At 59.7% G+C, this 20586-nt stretch carries 17 protein-coding genes; 4 read left to right on the plus strand and 13 right to left on the minus strand.

From position 1 onward, the window contains the following. Positions 1 to 16 precede the first annotated feature (16 nt). The 12 genes from BMY54_RS22400 to BMY54_RS22455 form a co-directional block, all read right to left on the minus strand. A complete protein-coding gene (locus tag BMY54_RS22400) occupies positions 17 to 772 on the minus strand; it encodes an ABC transporter ATP-binding protein (RefSeq protein WP_093437622.1) in 756 nt (251 codons plus the stop codon). Further along, positions 766 to 1827: a FecCD family ABC transporter permease gene (locus BMY54_RS22405; protein ID WP_093437627.1), complete on the minus strand. Its 1062-nt coding sequence runs from the start codon at positions 1825 to 1827 to the stop codon at positions 766 to 768. The genes BMY54_RS22400 and BMY54_RS22405 overlap by 7 nt, the downstream gene beginning before the upstream one ends. Further along, a complete protein-coding gene (locus tag BMY54_RS22410; protein WP_093437631.1) occupies positions 1824 to 3005 on the minus strand; it encodes an ABC transporter substrate-binding protein in 1182 nt (393 codons plus the stop codon). The genes BMY54_RS22405 and BMY54_RS22410 overlap by 4 nt, the downstream gene beginning before the upstream one ends. Positions 3006 to 3066: 61 nt before the next feature. Beyond that, complete coding sequence (locus tag BMY54_RS22415; RefSeq protein WP_093437636.1) at positions 3067 to 5481, minus strand: TonB-dependent receptor; 2415 nt, start codon at positions 5479 to 5481, stop codon at positions 3067 to 3069. A gap of 97 nt (positions 5482 to 5578) precedes the next feature. Then, positions 5579 to 6556 carry a FecR domain-containing protein gene (locus BMY54_RS22420; RefSeq protein ID WP_093437641.1) on the minus strand — a complete coding sequence of 326 codons (978 nt, stop codon included), beginning with the start codon at positions 6554 to 6556 and terminating at the stop codon, positions 5579 to 5581. Beyond that, the gene (locus tag BMY54_RS22425) at positions 6557 to 7072 is read right to left on the minus strand and encodes a sigma-70 family RNA polymerase sigma factor (RefSeq protein WP_093437645.1); all 516 of its coding nucleotides are present in this window, start codon (positions 7070 to 7072) and stop codon (positions 6557 to 6559) included. A 94-nt stretch (positions 7073 to 7166) separates the two neighbouring features. Continuing rightward, positions 7167 to 8342, minus strand: coding sequence for an aminotransferase class V-fold PLP-dependent enzyme (locus tag BMY54_RS22430; RefSeq protein ID WP_093437650.1), 1176 nt, complete (start codon positions 8340 to 8342; stop codon positions 7167 to 7169). Positions 8343 to 8357: 15 nt separating this feature from the next. After that, a complete protein-coding gene (locus tag BMY54_RS22435) occupies positions 8358 to 9599 on the minus strand; it encodes an MFS transporter (protein WP_093437654.1) in 1242 nt (413 codons plus the stop codon). 13 nt (positions 9600 to 9612) lie between these two features. Then, positions 9613 to 11463, minus strand: a complete 1851-nt coding sequence (locus BMY54_RS22440) for an IucA/IucC family protein (RefSeq protein WP_093437659.1) — start codon at positions 11461 to 11463, stop codon at positions 9613 to 9615. A gap of 36 nt (positions 11464 to 11499) precedes the next feature. Continuing rightward, on the minus strand, positions 11500 to 12660 hold the full coding sequence (locus BMY54_RS22445; RefSeq protein ID WP_093437664.1) for an NAD/NADP-dependent octopine/nopaline dehydrogenase family protein: 1161 nt from the start codon (positions 12658 to 12660) through the stop codon (positions 11500 to 11502). A gap of 28 nt (positions 12661 to 12688) precedes the next feature. Continuing rightward, positions 12689 to 13732 carry a PLP-dependent cysteine synthase family protein gene (locus tag BMY54_RS22450; protein ID WP_093437669.1) on the minus strand — a complete coding sequence of 348 codons (1044 nt, stop codon included), beginning with the start codon at positions 13730 to 13732 and terminating at the stop codon, positions 12689 to 12691. Positions 13733 to 13746: 14 nt separating this feature from the next. Beyond that, the gene (locus BMY54_RS22455; RefSeq protein ID WP_093437674.1) at positions 13747 to 15141 is read right to left on the minus strand and encodes a Y4yA family PLP-dependent enzyme; all 1395 of its coding nucleotides are present in this window, start codon (positions 15139 to 15141) and stop codon (positions 13747 to 13749) included. 614 nt (positions 15142 to 15755) lie between these two features. Here BMY54_RS22455 and BMY54_RS22460 point away from each other — a divergent pair. From BMY54_RS22460 to BMY54_RS22475, 4 genes are all read left to right on the plus strand, one after another. After that, a complete protein-coding gene (locus tag BMY54_RS22460; RefSeq protein ID WP_093437680.1) occupies positions 15756 to 16646 on the plus strand; it encodes an HpcH/HpaI aldolase/citrate lyase family protein in 891 nt (296 codons plus the stop codon). Between the two features lie 25 nt (positions 16647 to 16671). Next, positions 16672 to 17073, plus strand: coding sequence for a ParB N-terminal domain-containing protein (locus BMY54_RS22465; RefSeq protein WP_093437685.1), 402 nt, complete (start codon positions 16672 to 16674; stop codon positions 17071 to 17073). A 109-nt stretch (positions 17074 to 17182) separates the two neighbouring features. Beyond that, positions 17183 to 19399, plus strand: coding sequence for a TonB-dependent receptor (locus tag BMY54_RS22470; RefSeq protein ID WP_093437693.1), 2217 nt, complete (start codon positions 17183 to 17185; stop codon positions 19397 to 19399). 152 nt (positions 19400 to 19551) lie between these two features. Beyond that, complete coding sequence (locus BMY54_RS22475; protein ID WP_093437698.1) at positions 19552 to 19974, plus strand: fe2+ zn2+ uptake regulation protein; 423 nt, start codon at positions 19552 to 19554, stop codon at positions 19972 to 19974. Here the strand turns inward: BMY54_RS22475 and BMY54_RS22480 are convergent. Next, positions 19912 to 20517 carry a LuxR C-terminal-related transcriptional regulator gene (locus BMY54_RS22480; RefSeq protein WP_093437702.1) on the minus strand — a complete coding sequence of 202 codons (606 nt, stop codon included), beginning with the start codon at positions 20515 to 20517 and terminating at the stop codon, positions 19912 to 19914. The genes BMY54_RS22475 and BMY54_RS22480 overlap by 63 nt on opposite strands. Positions 20518 to 20586: the final 69 nt, after the last annotated feature.

Below are 20586 nucleotides of genomic sequence, written 5' to 3' on the forward strand. Positions count from 1 at the left end.
TACAGGGGCGGGGAGATCAGACGATGTCGTCGATCAGGATATGCGATAGCCCTTTGCTGCACTGCTCGATGCGTGCTTCGACCTTGTAGACCTCGCGCAGCATCTGCTCGGTGATCACCTCATTGCTCGGGCCGCTGCCCTGACTGGTGCCATCGGCAATCACCAGCACCTGATCGGCGAAGCGCAACGCCTGATTCAGATCATGGATGGCAATGAACACAATCACCTCGCGTTTGCGCGCGAGGTTGCGCATGAAATTCAGCACTTGCACTTGTCGATGCATGTCGAGGGCGCTGGTCGGTTCGTCCATCAGCAGGATTTCCGGTTCGCGCACCAGCGTCTGGGCGATGGAGACCAACTGCTGCTGACCGCCGCTGAGTTCACCAAGGTTACGGAACGACAGCCCGGTGATGCCCAGCGCGGCGAGAATCTCGTCGACCAGTTTCAGCTCATCATCGTGGACCACCCAGCCCGGGGTCAGTTGCTTGCGCGCCAGCAGCACGGATTCGTACACCGTCAAACGCGCACTGGCGTTCAGGCCTTGAGGCATGTAGCTGATGCCGCTCGGGCCTTTTTTTGAGTCCTGCAAAATCACTTGCCCGGGGCCATCGATCAGCCCGGCCATGCGTTTGAACAGGGTCGATTTACCGGCCGCATTGGGCCCGACCACGGCAACCACCTGACCGCCAGAAAACGTTGCCGTCGAGACACTACGAATGATCTCGCGCTGGCCGTAGCGCGCGCCCAGATTGTCCAGTTGCAGCGTCACCATGAGTTTTTCTTCCCGCCGAGAATCAGTGAAATGAAGAACGGTACGCCGATCAGCGAGGTGACCACGCCGATAGGGAAAATCGCACCGGGGATCAAGGTCTTGCTGACCACCGAACTGGCCGAGAGAATCAACGAGCCGGTGAGCAAGGAGGCCGGCAAAAAGAAGCGCTGATCTTCACCGATCAGCATGCGCGCGATGTGCGGCCCGACCAGACCGATGAAGCCGATGGTGCCGACGAAGGCCACGGGAAACGAGGCGAGCAGGCTGACCATGATCAGCGTCTGAAAGCGCAGGCTGCGCACGTTGATGCCGAAACTGGCAGCCTTGTCGTCGCCCAGGCGCAGGGCGGTCAGGGCCCAGGCGCGTTTGGCGAAGATCGGCAGGGTGATCAGGATCACCAGGCAGATCACCCCGAGTTTCGGCCAAGTAGCTTTGGTCAGGCTGCCCATGGTCCAGAACACCACGGCGGCGACGGCTTGCTCGGTGGCGAAGAACTGCACCAGCGCCAGCAGCGCATTGAAAGTGAACACCAGCGCGATGCCGAGCAGCACGATGGTTTCGGCAGTGACGCCACGACGCATGCTCAGAAAGTGAATCAACAGCGCCGAGAGCATGGCCATGATGAAGGCGTTGAGCGGCACCATGAATTGCGCGGCCAGCGGGAACAACGCCACACCGAACGCCAGGCCCAGCGCCGCGCCGAAACTGGCGGCAGCGGAAATGCCCAAGGTGAACGGACTGGCCAACGGGTTATTGAGGATGGTCTGCATCTGCGCGCCGGCCAGCGATAACGCCGCGCCAACGGCCACTGCCATCAACGCCACTGGCAGACGAATGTCCCACATCACCACGCGCACTTGTGGAGACGCGCTGTCCGGTGAAAACAATGCGCCGAGCACTTCGCTGAAGCTGTAACTCGCTGGCCCCAAAGCAAGGTCGAGCAGCACGCTGCACAACAGCAGAATCACCAGCCCGGCGAGGATCAGGCGTTTACGCAACACCAGTCGCCGATAGGTTTCGCGCTGCACCTCGACGGTGTCGGTCAATGAACTCATGGTTTGACCTCAGGATTGCGCAGGCTGACGAAGTAGCCCGACTCATACGGCACGGGCAGAAAACGCTCGTGCAGTTCACGGAATGAGGCGTCCGGGTCGAGATCGGCAAACAGCTCCGGGTGAAACCATTTGGCCAACTGCTGAATGGCCACGAACTGGTAAGGGCTGTTGTAGAACTGATGCCAGATGGCGTGGAAGGCTTGTGTCTCCTGAGCCTTGATCCCGGCGTAGGCCGGACGCTGCGTATACCACGCGAGTTTTTTCCGCGCCTGGTTCATGTCGGCGCCGGGCCCGACACCGACCCAATGGCCACCGGGTGCAAAGGCTTCCCAGTTGGCCGTGGTGACCACCACGTGCGCCGGATTGGCGACGATGACCTGCTCGGGATTCAACTGGCCAAACGTGGTCGGGATAATCCCCCGGGCGATATTGTTGCCGCCGGCCATGTCGACAAACAGACCAAAGTTCTCGTTGCCGAAACTCAGGCAGCAATCGTCGGTGTAGCCGCCGATGCGCTCGATGAACACGCTTGGACGCGGTGGGTGCTGTTTCTCGATGACGTCGGTGACGCGGTGAATCTGCTGGTTGCGAAAATCAATGAAGGCTTCGGCGCGTTGCTCTTTACCGAACAGTTTGCCGAACAGGCGCATGGTCGGTTCGGTGTTCTGCATCGGGTTGTTGCGAAAATCGACGTACACCACCGGGATGCCCAAAGCGTCGAGCTTCTCGATATAGCGCGCATCTTCGGTGGCGTGCTGCGCTTCTATATTGAGGATGATCACGTCCGGGCGCTGCGAGATCGCCTGTTCGATATCAAAGGTGCCGTCTTCAAAGCCGCCGAAGGTGGGGATTTTGGCAATGCCGGGGAATTGTCGCAGGTAGGCATTGTAGGTGTCCGGGTCGGACTGGACCAGGTCCTTGCGCCAGCCGACGATGCGTTCGATCGGGTTTTGTGTGTCCAGTGCGGCGAGCAGATACAACTGCCGGCCTTCACCGAGGATGACCCGTCTGACCGGCAGATGCACCTTGACCTTGCGCCCGAGCAGATCGGTCACTTCGGTGCGCGCCGTATCCGCTTCGCTGGCGTTTGCATTGCGCGGCGCCAGCGCAGACAGGCTCAGCAGTCCTGCCAGTAACAGCGCAGCCATCGCGAGGCTGCGTCGATCGAAAATCACCATGGTCAAAGCCTTTGCAAAGGTCAGTTCGGCAACGGCTCACACCGCTGTCCTGCTGAACGTTTCAGAAATCGACAGTCGCCGACAGTAATAAGGTGCGCGGTGAGCCTTGGGAGAACGCGCCGTAGGAAGCGACGCCCGACCAGTACTCGTGATCGAACACGTTCTGCACGGTGGCGCGAAACGTGGTCGGTCGATCATCGATGCGCGTGCTGTAGCGGGCGCCGACATCGAAGCGGGTCCAGTCATCGAGTTTTTGTGTGTTGGCCTGGTTCACGTACTGGCTGCCGGTGTGGATCGCGCCTCCGGTCAGTGTCAGCCCCTCGACCCAAGAGGTGTCCCATTCGGCCCAGAGGTTGGCCTGAACCTCGGGCACGCCGACCGGTTTGTTGCCGCGGTTGGCGGCCACGCCGGTTTTCGTCAGTTCGGCATTGAGCAGGGTCACGCCGCCGAGCAGGCGAGTGCCCGGCGTGACTTCGCCGAACACGTTCAGCTCCAGCCCGCGATTGCGTTGTTCGCCCTGCACCGAGAACACCCCGGAGGCCAGTTCGCCGCTGGGTTTGGTGATCTGAAACAGGCTGATGGTGGAGGTGAACGTGCCGTAATCGGCTTTGACCCCGAGTTCGTGCTGGCGGGAAACATAAGGGGCAAAGATCTCGCCAGCGTTGGACGCGGTGGAAGGCGCGATGTCGCCCTTGCTAAGCCCTTCGAGGTAGTTGTAGTAGAACGAAACGTGATCCCAAGGCTTGATCACCGCGCCGAACAACGGGGTCGTCCGGCCGTCGTCGTAGGACGTGGTCACCACGCCGGCGGCGTTGTAGTTGTCGGATTTGATGTTCTGTTTGCGCAAGCCCAGGGTTACCTGCGCGCGGTCATCGAGAATCGACAGCGTGTCGGCGAGCGCCACTCCAGTCAGCTCGCTCTGCGAGACTTTCGGCGTATCCGGCTTGGGGATGTAAGGTTTCGGGCGATCCACCGGGTGATAAATGTTCGACAGAATCGGTGCGCCGGAAATGATCCCGCGCGACAATACATCGCGATAGCGACTGACTTGCACGGTGGTGCGGTGACTGATCGGCCCGGTATCGAAGCGCAGCCGCGCACCGGCATCAACGGTGTAACGCTCGACTTCGAACTTGTAGTAGCCGGGGATCGACGAGGTGTCGCCAGCGGCATTGATAATGGTCGGCGTCTGGTCGGACATTCGCGCCACATCCGATTTGCCGCCGCCGGCATGGGCGAACACCGTCAATGCGTCGCTGAGGTCATATTCGCCGCTGAGCAGCGCCGATTTGTCACGGGTTTTCGACCAGCCCCAATCCTGACTGACGTTGCTGCGACCGTTGGCGGCGGAAGGAATGTCCACGCCCGAAGCAATGAGAAATGGCCGCGAGGCAGCGTCGAAGCTTTCTTTTTGGCTAAGCCAGTCGAAGGTCGTGCGCAGGCGCTCACCCTGATAATCGAGAGAGATCGCACCAATATCGACATGCCGCGATTGATCGTCGATCGCCGTGTTGCCCAGTTGCGTACTGCCGTTGAAGCGCACGCCAAAACGACGCTCTTCACCGAAACGTCGACTGACATCGAGATGGCCACCGGCCTGAGCATCCATGGCGTAACTGGCGGTGAAACGGGTCAGGTCTTCATCGAGGGAGCGTTTCGGCACCACGTTGATCACGCCGCCCACCGCGTTGTTGGGTGACATGCCGTAGAGCAGGGCGCCGGGGCCTTTGACCAGTTCGATGCGCTCGGCGTATTCGGTGAAAACCCGATAGTTGGGCGCCACACCGTAAACGCCGTCGAAGGCCAGTTCACCGAGGTTGCCTTCGCCGACGGGAAAGCCACGGATGAAGAACGAGTCGACAATCCCTCCGGTCTGGCCAGTGGAACGCACCGAAGAATCACGTTCCAGCACATCGCCGACGGTGACGGCCTGTTGATCCTTGATCAGCGCCGAGGTGTAGGTGCTGACGCTGAATGGCGCGTCCATCACATCCGTATTGCCAAGAATGCCCAGGCGCCCGCCGTTGGCCACTTGTCCACCTGCATACACTTCTGGCAGGGAATCGGCGCGCTTTTCGGTGCCGATGATCGATGTTTCATCCAGCGTCACCCGGCGCTGCACCAATGTGTAGCTGCCGTCGCTGCGCAAGACCATGTCCAGGCCACTGCCTGCCAGCAAGCGATTGACCGCCTCCTGCGTCGAGTAATTGCCGATCAGCGCAGCGCTCGTCAGGCCTTCGGCCAGCGAGGGCTCGAAAGACAGGGCAATGTTGGCGTCCACGGCGAAGTTCGACAGGGTCGCACCCAGCGGCCCGGCGGGAATGTAGTAGGCACGAACCGCGACAGCGTCCAGTTGCACCGGCACGGCGGCCAAGGCAAACGGGCAAACGGCACCGATCAGGGCAAGGCTTAGCAACGCACTGCGAACAACGGGTTTGAGCTGACGTTCTGGGCGCAGATGGCGTGCGGCAAGCATGGATGAATGAGCCTATAAACAGGACGAAAAGGTGTTTCTCCCCAATAGCCAGTCGAGATCGAAAAAAGTATCACCGCAGCGGCAATTATTTTTTCACTCAGGCCGGGGAGAGCATGACCCAGTAGCCATTCAAATGGCCGCTGACGAGGATCGGGTAGGTTTGCGCCAGCATGTTCAAGGTGCGTTGACTGTCGCTGATCGGGTAGGCGCCGGAAATGCGCAGATCGGCAATCACCGGATCGAGGCGCACGAAGCCGCGGCGATAGCGCGTGAGTTCGTCGACAAAATCGGCCAAACGCATCTTGTCAGCCATCAACATGCCTTGGCTCCAGGCGCCGACGTAGCGGTCGGCAACGCTGAGCTGGCCGAAGGTGTAGGAAGAAAAATCAGTGCGTTGACCGGCGTTGACGATCAGCGGCGTGGTCTGGCGATTGTCCGCGAGCTCGACTTTGACCGCGCCTTCCAGCACGGCGAGGTGGGTGCGCGGTTGCCGTTCGCGCACGGTGAAACGCGTGCCCAGCGCCTGCATCCGACCTTGACGGGTACTGACCAGAAACGGTCGCGCCAACGGTGAAATGTCCGGCGCGGTCTGCACCAGTATTTCGCCTTCGCGCAGGTGGATGAGGCGTTGATCGGCGTCGAACAGCACGTCGATGGCGGTGTCGGTGTTCAGGGTGATTTTCGAGCCGTCGGCCAGGGTCAGCTCGCGTTGCTGGCCAACGGAAGTGCGATAGTCGGCTGACCATTGTTGGGTTTCGGCCAGCTTCCAGCTGCCCCAGCCGGCCGGCAGGATCGCCAGAATCATCGCCAGTTTGCCCAGCGCCACACGGCGCTCCGGGCTGCTCGGGCGATCGAGCGCCGACATCGCCAGTGACGGTGGCAGGCCGCCGAGTTTGCTCTGCAACAACTGCGCCCGCGCCCAGGCACGACCGCGCTCGGGCGTGCTGGCTTTCCAGTATTCCCATTCGCCGCGTTCGCTGTCGCTGAGTTCGCCTTCACTCATGCGGATCAACCAGTCGGCGGCTTCTTCCAAGGCCTGGTGATCGAGATGCGGCTCATGGCGGCGGCTGAGCATTCACTCCACCAGCAACAGGCACTGCACGAAGGCTTGCTTCATGTAGCGTTTGACGGTGATCAGCGATACGCCCAACTGCTCGGCGATGTCGTCGTATTTCAGCCCGCTGATCTGCGACAACAGAAAGGCGCGTTTGACCAGTGGCGGCAGGGCGTCGAGCATCGCGTCGATTTCGTGCAGGGTTTCCAGCACCATGAAACGCAATTCTGGCGAAGGCACTTCCGGCGCCGGCACATGGGCGAGGGCTTCCAGATAGGCACGTTCCAGCGCCTTGCGTTGATACCAGTTGACCAGAATGCCCTTGGCCACGCAGCTCAGATACGCGCGTGGCTGCTCAATGACGGTGACTTGCGAGGCGAGGATGCGGGTGAAGGTGTCCTGCGCCAGATCCGCCGCATCCATGGCGTTTCCCAGTTTTTTTCTCAGCGTCGCGTACAGCCAGCCGTGATGGCCGCTGTACAGGGCTTCGATCGCGCGCAGGTGATTGGCATTATTCGCGGGAAGGGTTTCGCTCATGGCTGCAGATTTTCATGCAATTGAGAAGTATTCCCAATGCTAGTTTACAACCCCTCTTTGACGCAAGCGCCGATTGGCGTCCTGTTCAGGCGCCCTATAAACCGCGCAGTGCAGCAACCATTGTGTCGATTTCCGCCTCAGTGTTGTACGCATGCACCGACGCACGGCTGACCTCCAGCAAGTCCCTGTGCTGCATGTCGAGCAGGGTCGAGCGGACCGTCGAGGTGCTGACGTTGATGCGCTTTTCCTGGCCGGTCAGCCACTGCTGAACGTGCGTGGCGCTGCTGTCGCGATGAGTAAACGTGACGATGCCGGACTTCTGCACCCCGAGGTCTCGCGGCGTGATACCGGGGATATCTGTCAGTTGTCGGCGCAGGTAATCAGCCAGTTGCTGAATCCGCAGCCACATCGGTTCGATGCCTTGCGCCAGCGCGTATTCCACTGCCGCACCGAGGCCGAGTTTGGCGGTGACGTTGCATTCCCAGTTCTCGAAGCGTCGGGCATCGGCGCGGATCTTGAAAGTCTGGGCGTCCTGCAATGAGGCGGCATGCAAGTCGAGAAATGCCGGTTCCAGGTTCTGGCACAGGGATTTTTCGACATACAAGAAGCCCATCCCGCGCGGTCCGCGCAGGTATTTGCGACTGGTGGCCGCGAGCATGTGGCAGCCGATTTTCTGCACGTCGATCGGCATCTGCCCGACACCCTGACAGGCATCGAGCAGAAACAGCACGCCAGCCGAACGGGCGAGGGCGCCGATCTGCTCGATGGGTTGCACCGGGCCGCCATTGGTGGCGATCACCGGCAGCGAGATCAGCGCGACCCGATCATCGTCGAGCATGGCCGTTAGCGCCGACAGGGAAACCTGGCCGTGTTCATCGTTGGGGATGACCCGAATCTCGATGCCACGCCGCTGCTTCATTTGCAGATAGGGAATGTAGTTGCCGGCGTATTCGGTGGTCGACGTCAGCACCACATCGCCGGGTTTCAGCGGCAACGAATAGAACGCCATGTCCCAGGCGCGGGTCGCGTTCTCGATCACCGCAATTTCGTCAGGCTGAGCGTTGATCAATTGCCCGATGGCGGCGTAGACATTTTCCACTTCGGCCGATTGTTGCCCGGCGGCTTCGTAGCCGCCCAGATTCGCTTCAAGCTGAATATGACGGGTCATGGTTTCGATCACCGGCGCGGGCATCAGCGCCGCGCCGGCATTGTTGAAGTGGATCAGTTGCGCGACGGCGGGGGTGTCGGCGCGCAGTTGTTCAATGTTCAAAAGCAGACTCCTTGATCATTCCCCGTCTGGGGCTGGGCTCGGTTGCATCACCGCCGGCCAGTAGCGCAACGCGACGATCGGGATCAGTGCGACGACGTAAGCCAGGCAAACAAACAGATAGGTGTACTGCAAACCGTAGACCTGACTGAGCAGGCCGCCGGCGGAAATCCCCGCAATCGAAGCGAATTGCGCAGTGCCCTGAGCGATGCCCAGTACATGACCCTGTTGCGAGCTGTCGGCGGTCTTCGAGATCAGCGCCATCAACACCGGTGTAGTCGCACCCAGCAACACACCCCAAATGAAGTAGGCAATGACGAACACCAGCGGGTTGTGAGTGATTCCCGCCACCGCAGTGAGGACGATGCAGCCGATGACCACGTAAGTCATGCGCTGCAAGGTGTCCTGCTGACCACGGTGTTCGAAATAACGCGACCACGCCGTGGCCGACAGAATGAAGCCCAGCGCCAGCAAGCCGTAGCAGAGGCCGACCACCGAATTGCTGACCTCGAACACCGAGCTGACATACAGCGAAAACGAGGTCTGCGGCAGCATCCGCGCCAGCAACAGAATGCCCATCACACCGAGCAGCGACAGCAATGGTGAGCCTTGCCAGAGGCTGCCGGAACGCGCCGGTGCAGTTTTGTCGACGGCCACGGCTTTCTTTACCGGCGGCACGTCCGGCAAGGTCACGGCGGCGATCACGGTACACACCGCACACAGCGCCGAAGCGATGATGTTGATCCAGAAGAACGTCGCGTAATCGAGGATCAAACCGCCGACCACCGCACCCAGCAGCGAGCCGACGTTGGTCGAGATTTGCAGAATGGCGAACAGCCGTGCGCGCCGCGACGGCGCTTCAATGCTGACACCGTAGGCCTGTGCCGGCGCGATATAGCCGGCAAACGCACCTTGCAGAAAACGCAGGATCAGAATGATCCAGATATCACTGAACAGGGCCAGCCCAAGCTGGGTCAACGACAAGCCGGCGAGGGCGCGGATCATCATCAACTTGTGGCCGTAGCGATCACCGATCCGGCCCCAGAATGCACTGGTGAGAATAATGCCCAGCATCGGCCCGACGTACACGGCGATGCTGGCGAAGCTGAAAAGCGACTCTGACGTCGTCAGCCCACGCAGGTGGACAGGCCAGAACGGCCCGCTCATTTCCATCGCGCCCATCGATACCAACTGGATCGCAAATAGAAGATAAATCAGGATTCTTACTCTCGAACCCTGGATGGCACCTGCTTGGGACATGAGTCAGCCTCGGTTAAACGCTAGCGAGCGGGTTGGTCAGGGTGTGTTGCAAACGATAGTTGCTGTACTGCATCAAGTGCATGCGCAACAGCGAACGGGTTGGCCATGGCTCTTCGACGAACGCCTTGTGCTCGGTTTCCCACACGTCTGCCGCGACCCGGTCACGCACCGCTTCGAAGGCAAGGTCGGTTTCTTCGCGTAAGATTTGCCATAGCCGCGTGTTGTTGAAAGCGTATTCCTTGTTCAGCCACAAGGCCATTTCATGCAGGTGCGTGAGGAACGCCGCGTCGAGCACAAACATGCGCACCGGCTCGATATCACCGGAGAATACTGTCGGCAGAATACCCGGCTGCACGTGCGGTTGCAGGCTGTAACCACGGCCCTCGAGCAACGGCGCGTAAGTGCGGCCATCGCCGAAATCGCGGATCAGCAGACTACGTGCTTTGCCATCCGGGGAGAACAGCACCATGGTGTTTTGCTGGTGCGCCTCAAGGCCGATGCCGTACATCAAGTAGATCGCCACCACCGGGTGAGTCACCACCTTCGCGTACTCGCGGAACCAGCTCTCGACCTGCGCAGCATTGGCGCGCACACCGTCACGTTCAATCAGATCGGTGAACAGCGGACGACCACTGCCGGGCAAACGGGTGAACAGTGAAGCCACTGTTATCGGCAGGCATTCATCGTTGCGTTCAAACGCTGGCGCACTGGCGCGATAAACCACGGACAGATGACGGCCCGGGTGATCGTCCTGCGTCACCGCGTTTTTGTAACGCACACCGATTTCTTCCGGAAAGATTTCCAGGCGCTGATCGAAGCCGTTTTCCGTCTCGAGAATCTTGCTAATCACCGTGCTGATGCGCGGACCCATGTGAATCGACTTGGCTTGCAGGCTGCGCAGTTCGCTGGTCATCCATACCGCGATGGGCAGTTTGATCAGCGGCGCGGATTCGTCCAGTAGCGGCATCATCGTGCGATACGACATGGTCGGCAGGGTTGGCAGGTCCGGGCCATCGGTGATCAGAATGCCGTCGGCGATTTCCTGCGCGAAGGTTTCCAGCACGTAGGCTTGTAAATGCCAGCTGTGGATCGGCAAGGGCAGCCATTGGTTTTCGTCCAGCCCCTTGCTGTTGAGCGAGGCTTTCCATTGCGCCCATTGCGTCGGGAAATGCTCGGCGAACCAGGCGCGGTAATCGATCACGTGCGGCATGCTTTCGCTTTTCGCGTTGTCGGCGCGCAGTGCGGCGATGCGCAGCGGCACCTGTGCGTTGAACTCGGGCGACAGTTGCTCGACCTCTTCATCGGTCAGGCCCGGGCGGGCTTTCCAGGTCGGGTAATACGGGTGGCCTTCCAGCGAACCCCACTGGTCGAGCAGGATCGCGGCGTCCTTGGTTTTGGCGTGTTGGCGCAAGTAATCAGTAAAGCTGTGCAGTCCTTGATCCTTGGCGGCTTGTGCCAGTCGGGCGTTCCAGTGCTGGCGATGCTGACGGGCGTGGGCGTCGTTGGTCAGGCTGTTTTCCATGTCGGACTTGAGCCCGGCCACGCCTTCGTCGGTCGGGGCGAAGTCGAAACTGTCGCGCAGCACATCGAGCATGTCCTGGTGGCTGGTGATCACCTGGCGCACGCCTTCATCGGTGACCAACACCACGTCGCCGTCGTTGACCACGGTATCGGCCGGGCCTTTGGCGATGTCGGAAAAAGCCAGGTGGGCGCGGCCGCCCTTGAGCGGATACGTGGCCTGGTGGCCCTCGACGGAAAAGCTCAGGGCCGCTCGGTCGAGGATGTTTTCCGCAAACAGGCAACGCACCAGACGGCGCATGGCGTTTTTGCGGGAGTAGGCGATCAGTGTCTTGAAGTCATCCATATCAGCGGTCTGCTCGTCGAAAATTGAATAAGAAGATCAAGCGGCGGCGCTTGTCGTGTGCGGCCATTGGCGCGGGAAATAGTCGAGTGCCGAGTCGCGCAGGCCTTCCATGTAGGCCACGCTCCACTGCAGGACTTCCTCGATGTAAGGCACCTTGAGGTCGAAACGCTTGGCCATTTCCACCAGCAGCACCAGGCCGTAGGCGACGTCTTCGTTGAAGGCACGGCTCTCGCGCTCGATCACGTAACCGGCGCGGTTGTCCGCGGCCGGTACCATCGGCGCAAGGATGTCGTTGTAGGCCTGATTGGTGCGCAGGATCGACAGCATGCTGCTCGGGTCGCGGATCTGCTCACCGTAAGCCTCGACAATTTCCTGTTTCAGCGATTTCACCGAAGACAGGTCGATGCCCAGTCGCTGGCTGATCACCGCACACAGTTCCTGGCTTTCCTGATCCATGCGTTCAAGGAAGTACGCGCCGAGTTCCGGGCATTCGGTCCACCAGCACATGCGCTGCGGGAAGATCTTGCGGTGCCACTGGCCGTAGGGGCCGATGAGGCCGTAGATCACCGAGCTGTGCATGATCGGGTTGCCCGGCGTCAGGGTGATTTCCAGAAAATGCTCGAGCATCGTCACGCACGGGCCGTACAGTCGCGTGAGTATTTTTTCCAATTGGCGGCGCGCGGTTTGTGGCTCCCGGGCGTGGGTAGCGACGTACAACTGGCTTTTGCCGCCGCCCATTTTGATCGAGCGTCCCGGGGTCAATTCGAACGCCGTGTGCGGCACATCTTTCATGCCCCAGATCACCACGTTCGGTCGGTCGGGCAGGGTCGCTTCGGCCAGCCAGTCGAAACCGCAGAAGCCTGGAATAGCGCCGATGAACACTGGTTTGCTGGTGGTCAGATGCGGCGCGATATCTTTCAATGTTTGCGGGCGCGCATGGGCCGGCACAGTGATGATGACGATGTCTGCATCTTCCACCGCGGCTTTCGCGTCGCTGGTCACCCGATCCAACCGGGCGCTCAGGGTCGAGCCGTCGGGCAGCAGCGCCTGCATCGGCGTCTGGCGAGCGTGTTGTTCGATGACCTCCTGATTATGGGTGTGCATCGAAACCTGAACATTGGGTAGCTGCTTGAACAGGATGGCGTTGAGATGGCCGGTCCTGCCGCCACCACAGATGGCGACTTTCAACAGATTCATCGAGAGGCGTTCCTGTGTGAGGGGTGGGTCATGCGACGCTCAGTTGCAGCGGCGCGGAAACGCTGTCCAGCCAGTGGGTCTTGCCCAGCCAGGCGTCCAGTTGCGGGGCGATGCTCGGGTCGATCAGATCGCGCTCCTGCAGCCACTTGTCGTCGAACACGGTGTGCAGGTATTTCTCCCCACCGTCGGCAATCGGCACCACGACGTTGCCGCTCAGCACGCCTTTGTGGATCAACTCCAGTGCCTTGAAAATCGCACCGCCAGTGGAGCCGCCGACTAGCAGGGCGAAGTTACGCGCGATGTAGCGGGCGGTTTCGAACGCCTGCGAGTCGCTGACTTGCACGCCCAGATCGATGCAGCTGTAGTCGAGCACCAGACCCACGGTGTCGCCGGCCGGCGTACCGGTGCCGGATTGGTAGTACGGGTAGCCGGGGTGGCCGAAGACAATCGAACCGGCCGGTTCCACCGCGACGGTGACGGTGTCCGGGTTGTGCACTTTCAAGCCGCGTGCGATGCCGGTCATCGAACCGCCGGTGCCGACGCAGCCGACGTAAGCGCCGACCGCGCCTTCAGCCTGCACAATGGTTTCGCGGACGAAATCGCTGTAGCCGCCGGCATTGGCCGCATTGTCGGACTGGTTCATGAACACCGCGCCGGGAATCTCGCTGGCCAGTTCGGCAGCCATCTGTTGGCGCTCGACCACCGCGACTTCGTCTTCGCGATAGGTGCCTTTGACGAAACGAATGTCGGCACCGAGGGCCTTCATCACGGCGATCTTGTCTTGCGCGGCGTGGTGATCGACCACGGCAATGAAATGCAGGCCGAACTCGACTGCGGCCATGGCCAAGCCAATCCCGGTATTGCCCGACGACGATTCGACAACCACACCGCCGGGTTTCAGGCGACCGGACTTGAGCGCCGCCAGCACCATGTTGCGCGCCATGCGGTCTTTGATACTGCCGCCGGGATTGTTCTTTTCAATCTTCAATAACAAACGCGCGTTGGTATCCGGAACATCGATGCCCAACATCGGTGTATTACCAATAAGGTCAGAGACTTTATTCAAGATCATTGCAATTGTTCCCTTTAGTAGTCAGGTGAAAACGCATAGTTACCTTCCGTACAACAGGTCGCCGTCAACCGCCGGGGCAGGGGGTGGCGATGAAACTCGTTTTCCAGCAAGTCCATCTGGTAACCGGCGGTATTGATATAAATCAATAAGTCACCGGCTTGCGGTGCCGTCGAAAAGTTGATCAGGCGATGGGTAATGACGTCATCGTCCAGGCAACTATGGCCGGCGATATAAGCTTGAATCGGGGGGTGTGGCTGGTGTGTGGTGCTGATAAGTATCGGATCTACCAGATATTCCGAGGCAAACCAGGTTTCGCAAGCGCTGAAACTGCTGCCCTCCACGAAGATCACGGTTTTATTGTCAGCCAATTGTTTGCTTCGCGTGACGCGAAATACTGACATGGCGGCTTGATCGACCAGACTTCGGCCGGGTTCGAGTGCGAGCGTTATATTCTGAGTCTGCAAGTAATTGGCAATCGACAAACCTTGCGAATGCTCGGCTTCGAGCAATAACGTCAGCCATTGTGTCGCGGTCAGTTCACTGCCGTAAGGGTAATAAGTGGCGGGAACTTTCTGGTTGTAATAGTGGCTCGGGTTATTGTCATTTTGCAGGAACTGAGCGTAGGTCTGAGGTTCGACATAACGAATCGGCAAGCCACCACCGATGTCGATCATCTGCGGATTCAAGCCCATTTCCCTGGCCGCCTCGATAAATCCGCTGACCTCACGGAAGGCCTGTGCGCGGGATTCGAATCCATAGCCGCCGAGGTGAAAATGGAAACCTTCAAAATGAAAAAGCTCAGGTTTTTCTGTCAACCGTTGCAGGCATTGCAACAGGTCTTGCGAGCCCATCCCGAATCGGCTGTTCTGACTGCTTTTCGGTCTGTGACGCAGTAGCACTCTGGTTTTCGTCGGACCTGGTTGTGTGGGGATCACGCTATGCAGGTGATCGAATTCCTCTAGCGAATCCACACAAATCAATGAACCGGCGCTGATCAGCGCTTGATGGAAAACGGCTGTTTTGGCCGGTCCTGTGGCGCAGATTTTGGTGCCCGGCACACCTGTGCGCAGGGCAGCATTCAACTCGTGAATGCTCGACACATCGACGCCGATCCCCGAATTCGCTGCAGCGCCGAGCATGCTTTGCGACTTGTTGGCCTTGGCCCCGTAGAAAATGGCATGGGGAACCTGGTATTGCTTCAACACGTTCAGCAGCGCTTGCGTGTTTAATTCAAACGCATGGGGCCAGACCAGATTTAACGGCGAGCCATATTGTTCCACCAAGTCTGTAAGTTTGTTCGGGAACTTGTTGATAAACGAGGAAATAACCGGGTCGATCAGCGGCGTTAACATCTCCGGGTGATGAACTTTATACGGCTGCTCAACAGCAGATTTATTTGTTGTAGGCATAGTTAACCCCTGGCGTCGAAAGTTACGTCGCCATTGATAGTTCGATCACCGATCGTTATCGATGCAGGTCGTCTTTTTTGCTCGTCAGCGTCGAGGCTTTAAACAACTTGGAGGCGGATGCCAAGTGAAATCCGCTATTGGATCTGTAGCCCTGATCGTAATAAATGGTTCACAAAACAATTGCATGAGAACCCCATCCCATAAGGTTTTCGCGGGTGTATTGAATGGCCATTAGTTGCTGGCCATTGCCCTGTAACAGCCTGTGGCTGATGTTTAAGTGACATCACTGACAGGTACTTTTGCAGATACCGATGACTTGCTTTGAAACGAGAATAGTTCCTCTTGGCGGCGTGAACAATATTGCGAACAGGAACGATTATCAAGTAAGGTTTTCAAATATTTTTCAATACCGACCTGCTCAAGGCGAATCCATGAACGTGTATTTACACGCTCAAGGACTCGTTCGTCCCTAGATTAAAAAGTCTCTTAATTGCTTGATCAATAAGGCGTTAAGGGCTGTTGCGATAAGCCTCGGAACGGCAGGCAAATCTGCCGTTGAACGGGCCTGAAAATTTTCACAAACCACGACGGGTTCACGTCAAAGGAGCAACGCCATGCAATCCGATCGACTCAGCCGCAAAGCGCCACTCGCGATCAGCTACCTGTTCGTGCCGGGCAACCGTCCCGAGCGTTTCTCCAAAGCCTGCGAAGCAGGGCCGGACGCGATCATTCTTGACCTCGAGGATGCCGTTCATCCTGACAGCAAAGCCGCCGCCCGTGACGCCATCCAGGCGTGGCAGGAGAAAACGCCGAGCGTTGCTTGTGAGCGTTACATTCGTCTGAACAGCGTCAGCAGTTCGCTGTTTCGCCAGGACCTGAGCTGGCTCAGCGACATGCGTTACCCCGAGCGTTGCAGCGGGATTTTCCTGCCCAAGGCCGAATGTCCCGAGACGCTGGCGCGGGCGGTCGAGCGCTTGCTGGAGTGGCAGCCGACGCTGGCGATCGTCGCGATCATCGAGACCGCCAAAGGTCTGCAGCAGGTCGAGTCGATCGCTGCGATTGCGGGCGTGGCGCGGCTGGCGTTTGGCTCGCTGGATTTCTCGCTCGATATCAACTGCAGCCAAGTGCCCGAGGCGTTTCTGTTTGCCCGCAACCGCATCGTGCTGGCGTCGCGCACGGCGGATCTGCCGTCGCCGATCGACGGCGTGACGCCGGCAATCAACGACTTGGCGGTGGTTGCCCAAGACGCGCAATACGCGCGTTCGCTGGGCTTCGGCGCCAAGCTGTGTATCCATCCCGGGCAACTGGCGACGGTGCAGTGCGCCTTCCTGCCGGACTCGCGCCAACTGGCGTGGGCCGATCGAGTGATGCGAGCGGTGGCCACGGGCAGTCACGCGGTGCAGGTGGACGGCGAGATGGTCGACTTGCCGCTGATCGAACACGCCCAACGCCTGCTCGATGTGGCCAGTCAGCATGCGCCATTGGCCCGCGCCGATGCCTGCTGAATCCCCGGCGAATCAGGAGATCACCATGGACCACGGTTATCAGATTGCGCTGCGGCCACTTTGCGAAGTGTTGCAGTCGGAGCAGGTTGATCCAGCAAACGTGACGCTGCTGCGCGAGTCGATTGTCCGTGCCGGGCATTGGCTGGAACCGATCATCGTCGAGCGTTCGCGCGGCATCGTGATGGACGGCAATCACCGTTTCACCGCCGCGTTGCAGTTGGGCTTGAGACGGGTGCCGTGCATCCAGCTCGACTACTCCGATCCGCGCGTCTGTGTGCGGCATTGGCAAACCGGACAAGCGTTCGAGGTGGCGCGGATTTTCACCACCATCGCTCGCGGCGAGATTTTTCCGTACAAGACCACCCGGCACGCGTTTGACCCCGCGCTGCCGCTGATCGCGATTCCGCTGGAGCGCCTCTACGCCTGACCCTGATCGGGCGACGGAAAAAAACTTTACTGCGGGTGATACTTTTTCGCAGATCGACTGGCAATAGGAGTGATTACCATTTTCCCTCGATGAAAAGGATCCTCACGTCATGCCTGTTGTCAGTCGTCCTTGCGGTGAGCGGGTGTTAGCACTCGCCGTGCGTACCGCCATGCTGAATTTCGTTTTAGTCGCAGGAAGCGCCAACGCTTGGGCCGCCAGCCCCGAGCAACCAGGCGTTGCCGCCGACCCGACTGCGAACGCCGCGCCGGACGCGCTGACCCTCGACACCACCAACGTCAACGCCCGTTACAACGGTGCGACTGCCTTGCCGGAAACCCTCGCCGGTGGTCAGGTGGCGCGCGGCGCACGGCTGGGCATGCTGGGCAACAAAGACGTGATGGACACGCCGTTCAGCGTCACCAGTTACACCGCCAAAACCCTCGCCGATCTGCAAACCGTGACCGTCGCCGATGCGCTGGAACGTGATCCTTCAGTGCGCTCGACCGGGCAGACTGGTGGTATCGTCGACTCGTTTTTCATCCGTGGCTTCCCGATTGGCGAAGGCAACCTTGGTGAGCTGGCGTTCGACGGCGTCTACGGTGTCGCGCCGAATTATCGGGTGTTCACCGACTACGCCGAGCGCGTTGAAGTGCTCAAGGGGCCGGGTGCGTTGATGTACGGCATCTCGCCGAACAGCGGCGTCGGCGGCGTGATCAACATCGTGCCCAAGCGTCCGCTGGATGAAGACCTGACCCGGTTCACCGGCACCTATGCCTCGGATTCTCAGGTCGGTGGGCATCTGGATCTGAGCCGGCGCTTCGGTTCGGAAAACCAGTTCGGCGTGCGTTTCAACGGCAACCTGCAGGGGGGCGATACCGCCGTCGATGATCAGCATCGCGACCTCGGTGTCGGCGCGATCGCCCTGGATTATCGCGGCGAGCGTCTGCGCCTGAACCTCGATTACATCAGCCAGAAAGAAAGCTGGGAGGGCGCTTCGCGGCCCTTCACCATTGCGCCGGGCGTTGATGTGCCGTCTGCGCCGAACGGCCGCACCAACCACTCGCAGGACTGGGGCTGGTCGGATACCAAAGAGCAGTCGGCGTTGCTCGGTGGAGAATATGACCTGACCGACAACGTCACCGTGTTCGCCCATGCCGGTGGCGGCAAGTCCGACGTCAAACGCCTGTCCGACCAGGTGCCGAGAATCCTCAACGACGCTGGCGATACCAGCAACATTCCCGGTTACTACAAATTCAACGTTGATCGCTCGACGGCTGACGTCGGTATGCGTGGTGTGTTTGCCACTGGCCCGATCACTCACACCACCACGGTCATGGCGACCCGTTATCAGGATGAGCTGTCACGCGGCATCAACAACGGCACGGCTATCCTGTCGAATATCTACCACCCGATCGACAGACCGCAGCAGTACATCAACTCGCCAAAAGTGTTGCGCGTTTCCGAATCGGAGCTGTCCGGCGTGGCGTTGACCGACACAATGTCGATGCTCGATGACCGCTTCCAGTTGACCCTCGGCGTGCGTCGTCAGGACATCGAATCGCGTAACTACAACGCGGCCGGTGCGGTCAGTTCGAAATACAAGGACAACGCCACGAGCCCGCTGGTCGGCGTGGTGGTCAAGCCTTGGGAAGACGTTTCGCTCTACTACAATTATGTCGAAGGCTTGAGCAAGGGCGACATCGCCCCGGGCACGGCGTCCAATGCCGGCGAAACCTTTGCCCCGTACGAATCCAAGCAGCATGAGATTGGCGTCAAGTACGAGCACGGTACGTTCATGACCACGCTGGCGTTGTTCCAGATCCAGAAGCCGAGCGGTGAAGTCGGTGCCGACAACGTGTTCTCTGTGCAGGCCGAACAACGCAACCGTGGTGTCGAGTTGAGCATGTTCGGCGAAGTGGCACCGGGCACTCGCCTGATGGGCGGCGTGACCGTGCTCGACGGCGAGCTGACCGATTCGGCGACCAAGGCCAACCGTGGCAACAAACCGGTCGGCGTGCCGGACGTGCAAGCCAACGTATGGGCCGAATGGGACACGCCATGGCTTGAAGGCTTCACCCTTACCGGCGGTGCGATTTACACCGACAGCCAGTACGTCAACCAGGCCAACACTCAGGAACTGGATGCCTGGACCCGCTTCGATGCCGGCGCGCGTTATGCGACCAAAATCGAAGGCCGGCCCACCACGTTCCGCGCCACCGTGCAGAACGTCTTCGATCGTGAGTACTGGTCGGGCGTGGCGTCCTACGGCGCATTCTCTCCGGGTTATCCACGGACCTTGCAGTTGTCGGCCACGGTCGATTTCTGATGTGAACGGGCAGGGCGTAACGGTCGCCAACGGCGGTTACCGATTTTCCTTCTATATATAGTTTCACGATCACGTTGGCTGTCCGAGACGTGGTCCGGCAGGCGGGCAGCAATTGCTGTCCGCCTGAACCTTTCAGAAAAGGAGTATTCGCCATGTTTAACAACCCAGGCGTGGGGGCGGTAAATGCACCGTTGGCTTTTCGGACAGCGAACAACCCATTGGCTTTTGAGTGTGATCGCAGCGCCAATGCGCATATTCGCGAACTGCTGCGCCACTTTGAGCTGCGCACCAGTCTGATCCGCTTCAAAGTCATCAATGCACTGGTGGTGGCCGGCCGTGATGGACATGGGATCGGGGTGAATGGTGTACATGCGTTTGTCGAGTCTTCATCGCCCGAGCTGTCGTTCGTCAGTGTGCGTGAAGTGCTCAAGCGTCTGGGGGAAGTGGGGCTGATCGTGCTTGGGAGTGACAAGACCTACCGATTTTCCTCTGCGGCCATGGAATTGCTGCAGCTACAGAGCCCCCGTGTATTTCACGGCGGCGGCTGCCCGGGAGGGCACGTTCAGCGTGCGTAATAAAGAAGACACATGAATGCGTACCGTGAACGGTGAGATCTCCAGTTCGCGGGCGATTTCCTTGTTGGTCTTGCCTTGGGCAATCAAGCGCAGTACGTCTTGCTGACGAGGCGTGAGAGCGGCGCCGGTTTCCAGCGGCAGCAGGCCTGACGGCGCGAACTTCACCAGTACATCACCTTCGCGAATTGCCAGAATTGCCTGACCGATTTCGTCCGGAGCGATGTTTTTGCCGATAAAACCGTCGATACCGGCGGCCATGACTTCGCTGATCAGCGACTCATCATCGACCATCGACACCACAATCAGCGTGGTGCGCGGCAAGCGCTGGCGCAGCCCGGCGAGCTGGCTGACGCAGGTCAGTCCAGGAAAACGCAGATCGAGTATCAGGGTGTCGGGCTCTTCACCCGAGAGCAGCAGCGTCAGCACCGTGTCGAGATCGCCGGCTTCGTCGATGACGGCTGCGGGGAGTAAACGCTGCACCGTGCGCAACATTGCCTCGCGAAACAGCGGGTGATCGTCGGCTATGATAATTCGGCATGTCATGGCATGACCCTCCCTGGGTCAGGCGTTGCTCAAGTCCTGCACATTAGCACCGAGCGCAAGGGTTGCCTG

It is taken from the genome of Pseudomonas sp. ok266, assembly GCF_900110195.1.
Lineage (GTDB): Bacteria > Pseudomonadota > Gammaproteobacteria > Pseudomonadales > Pseudomonadaceae > Aquipseudomonas > Aquipseudomonas neuropathica.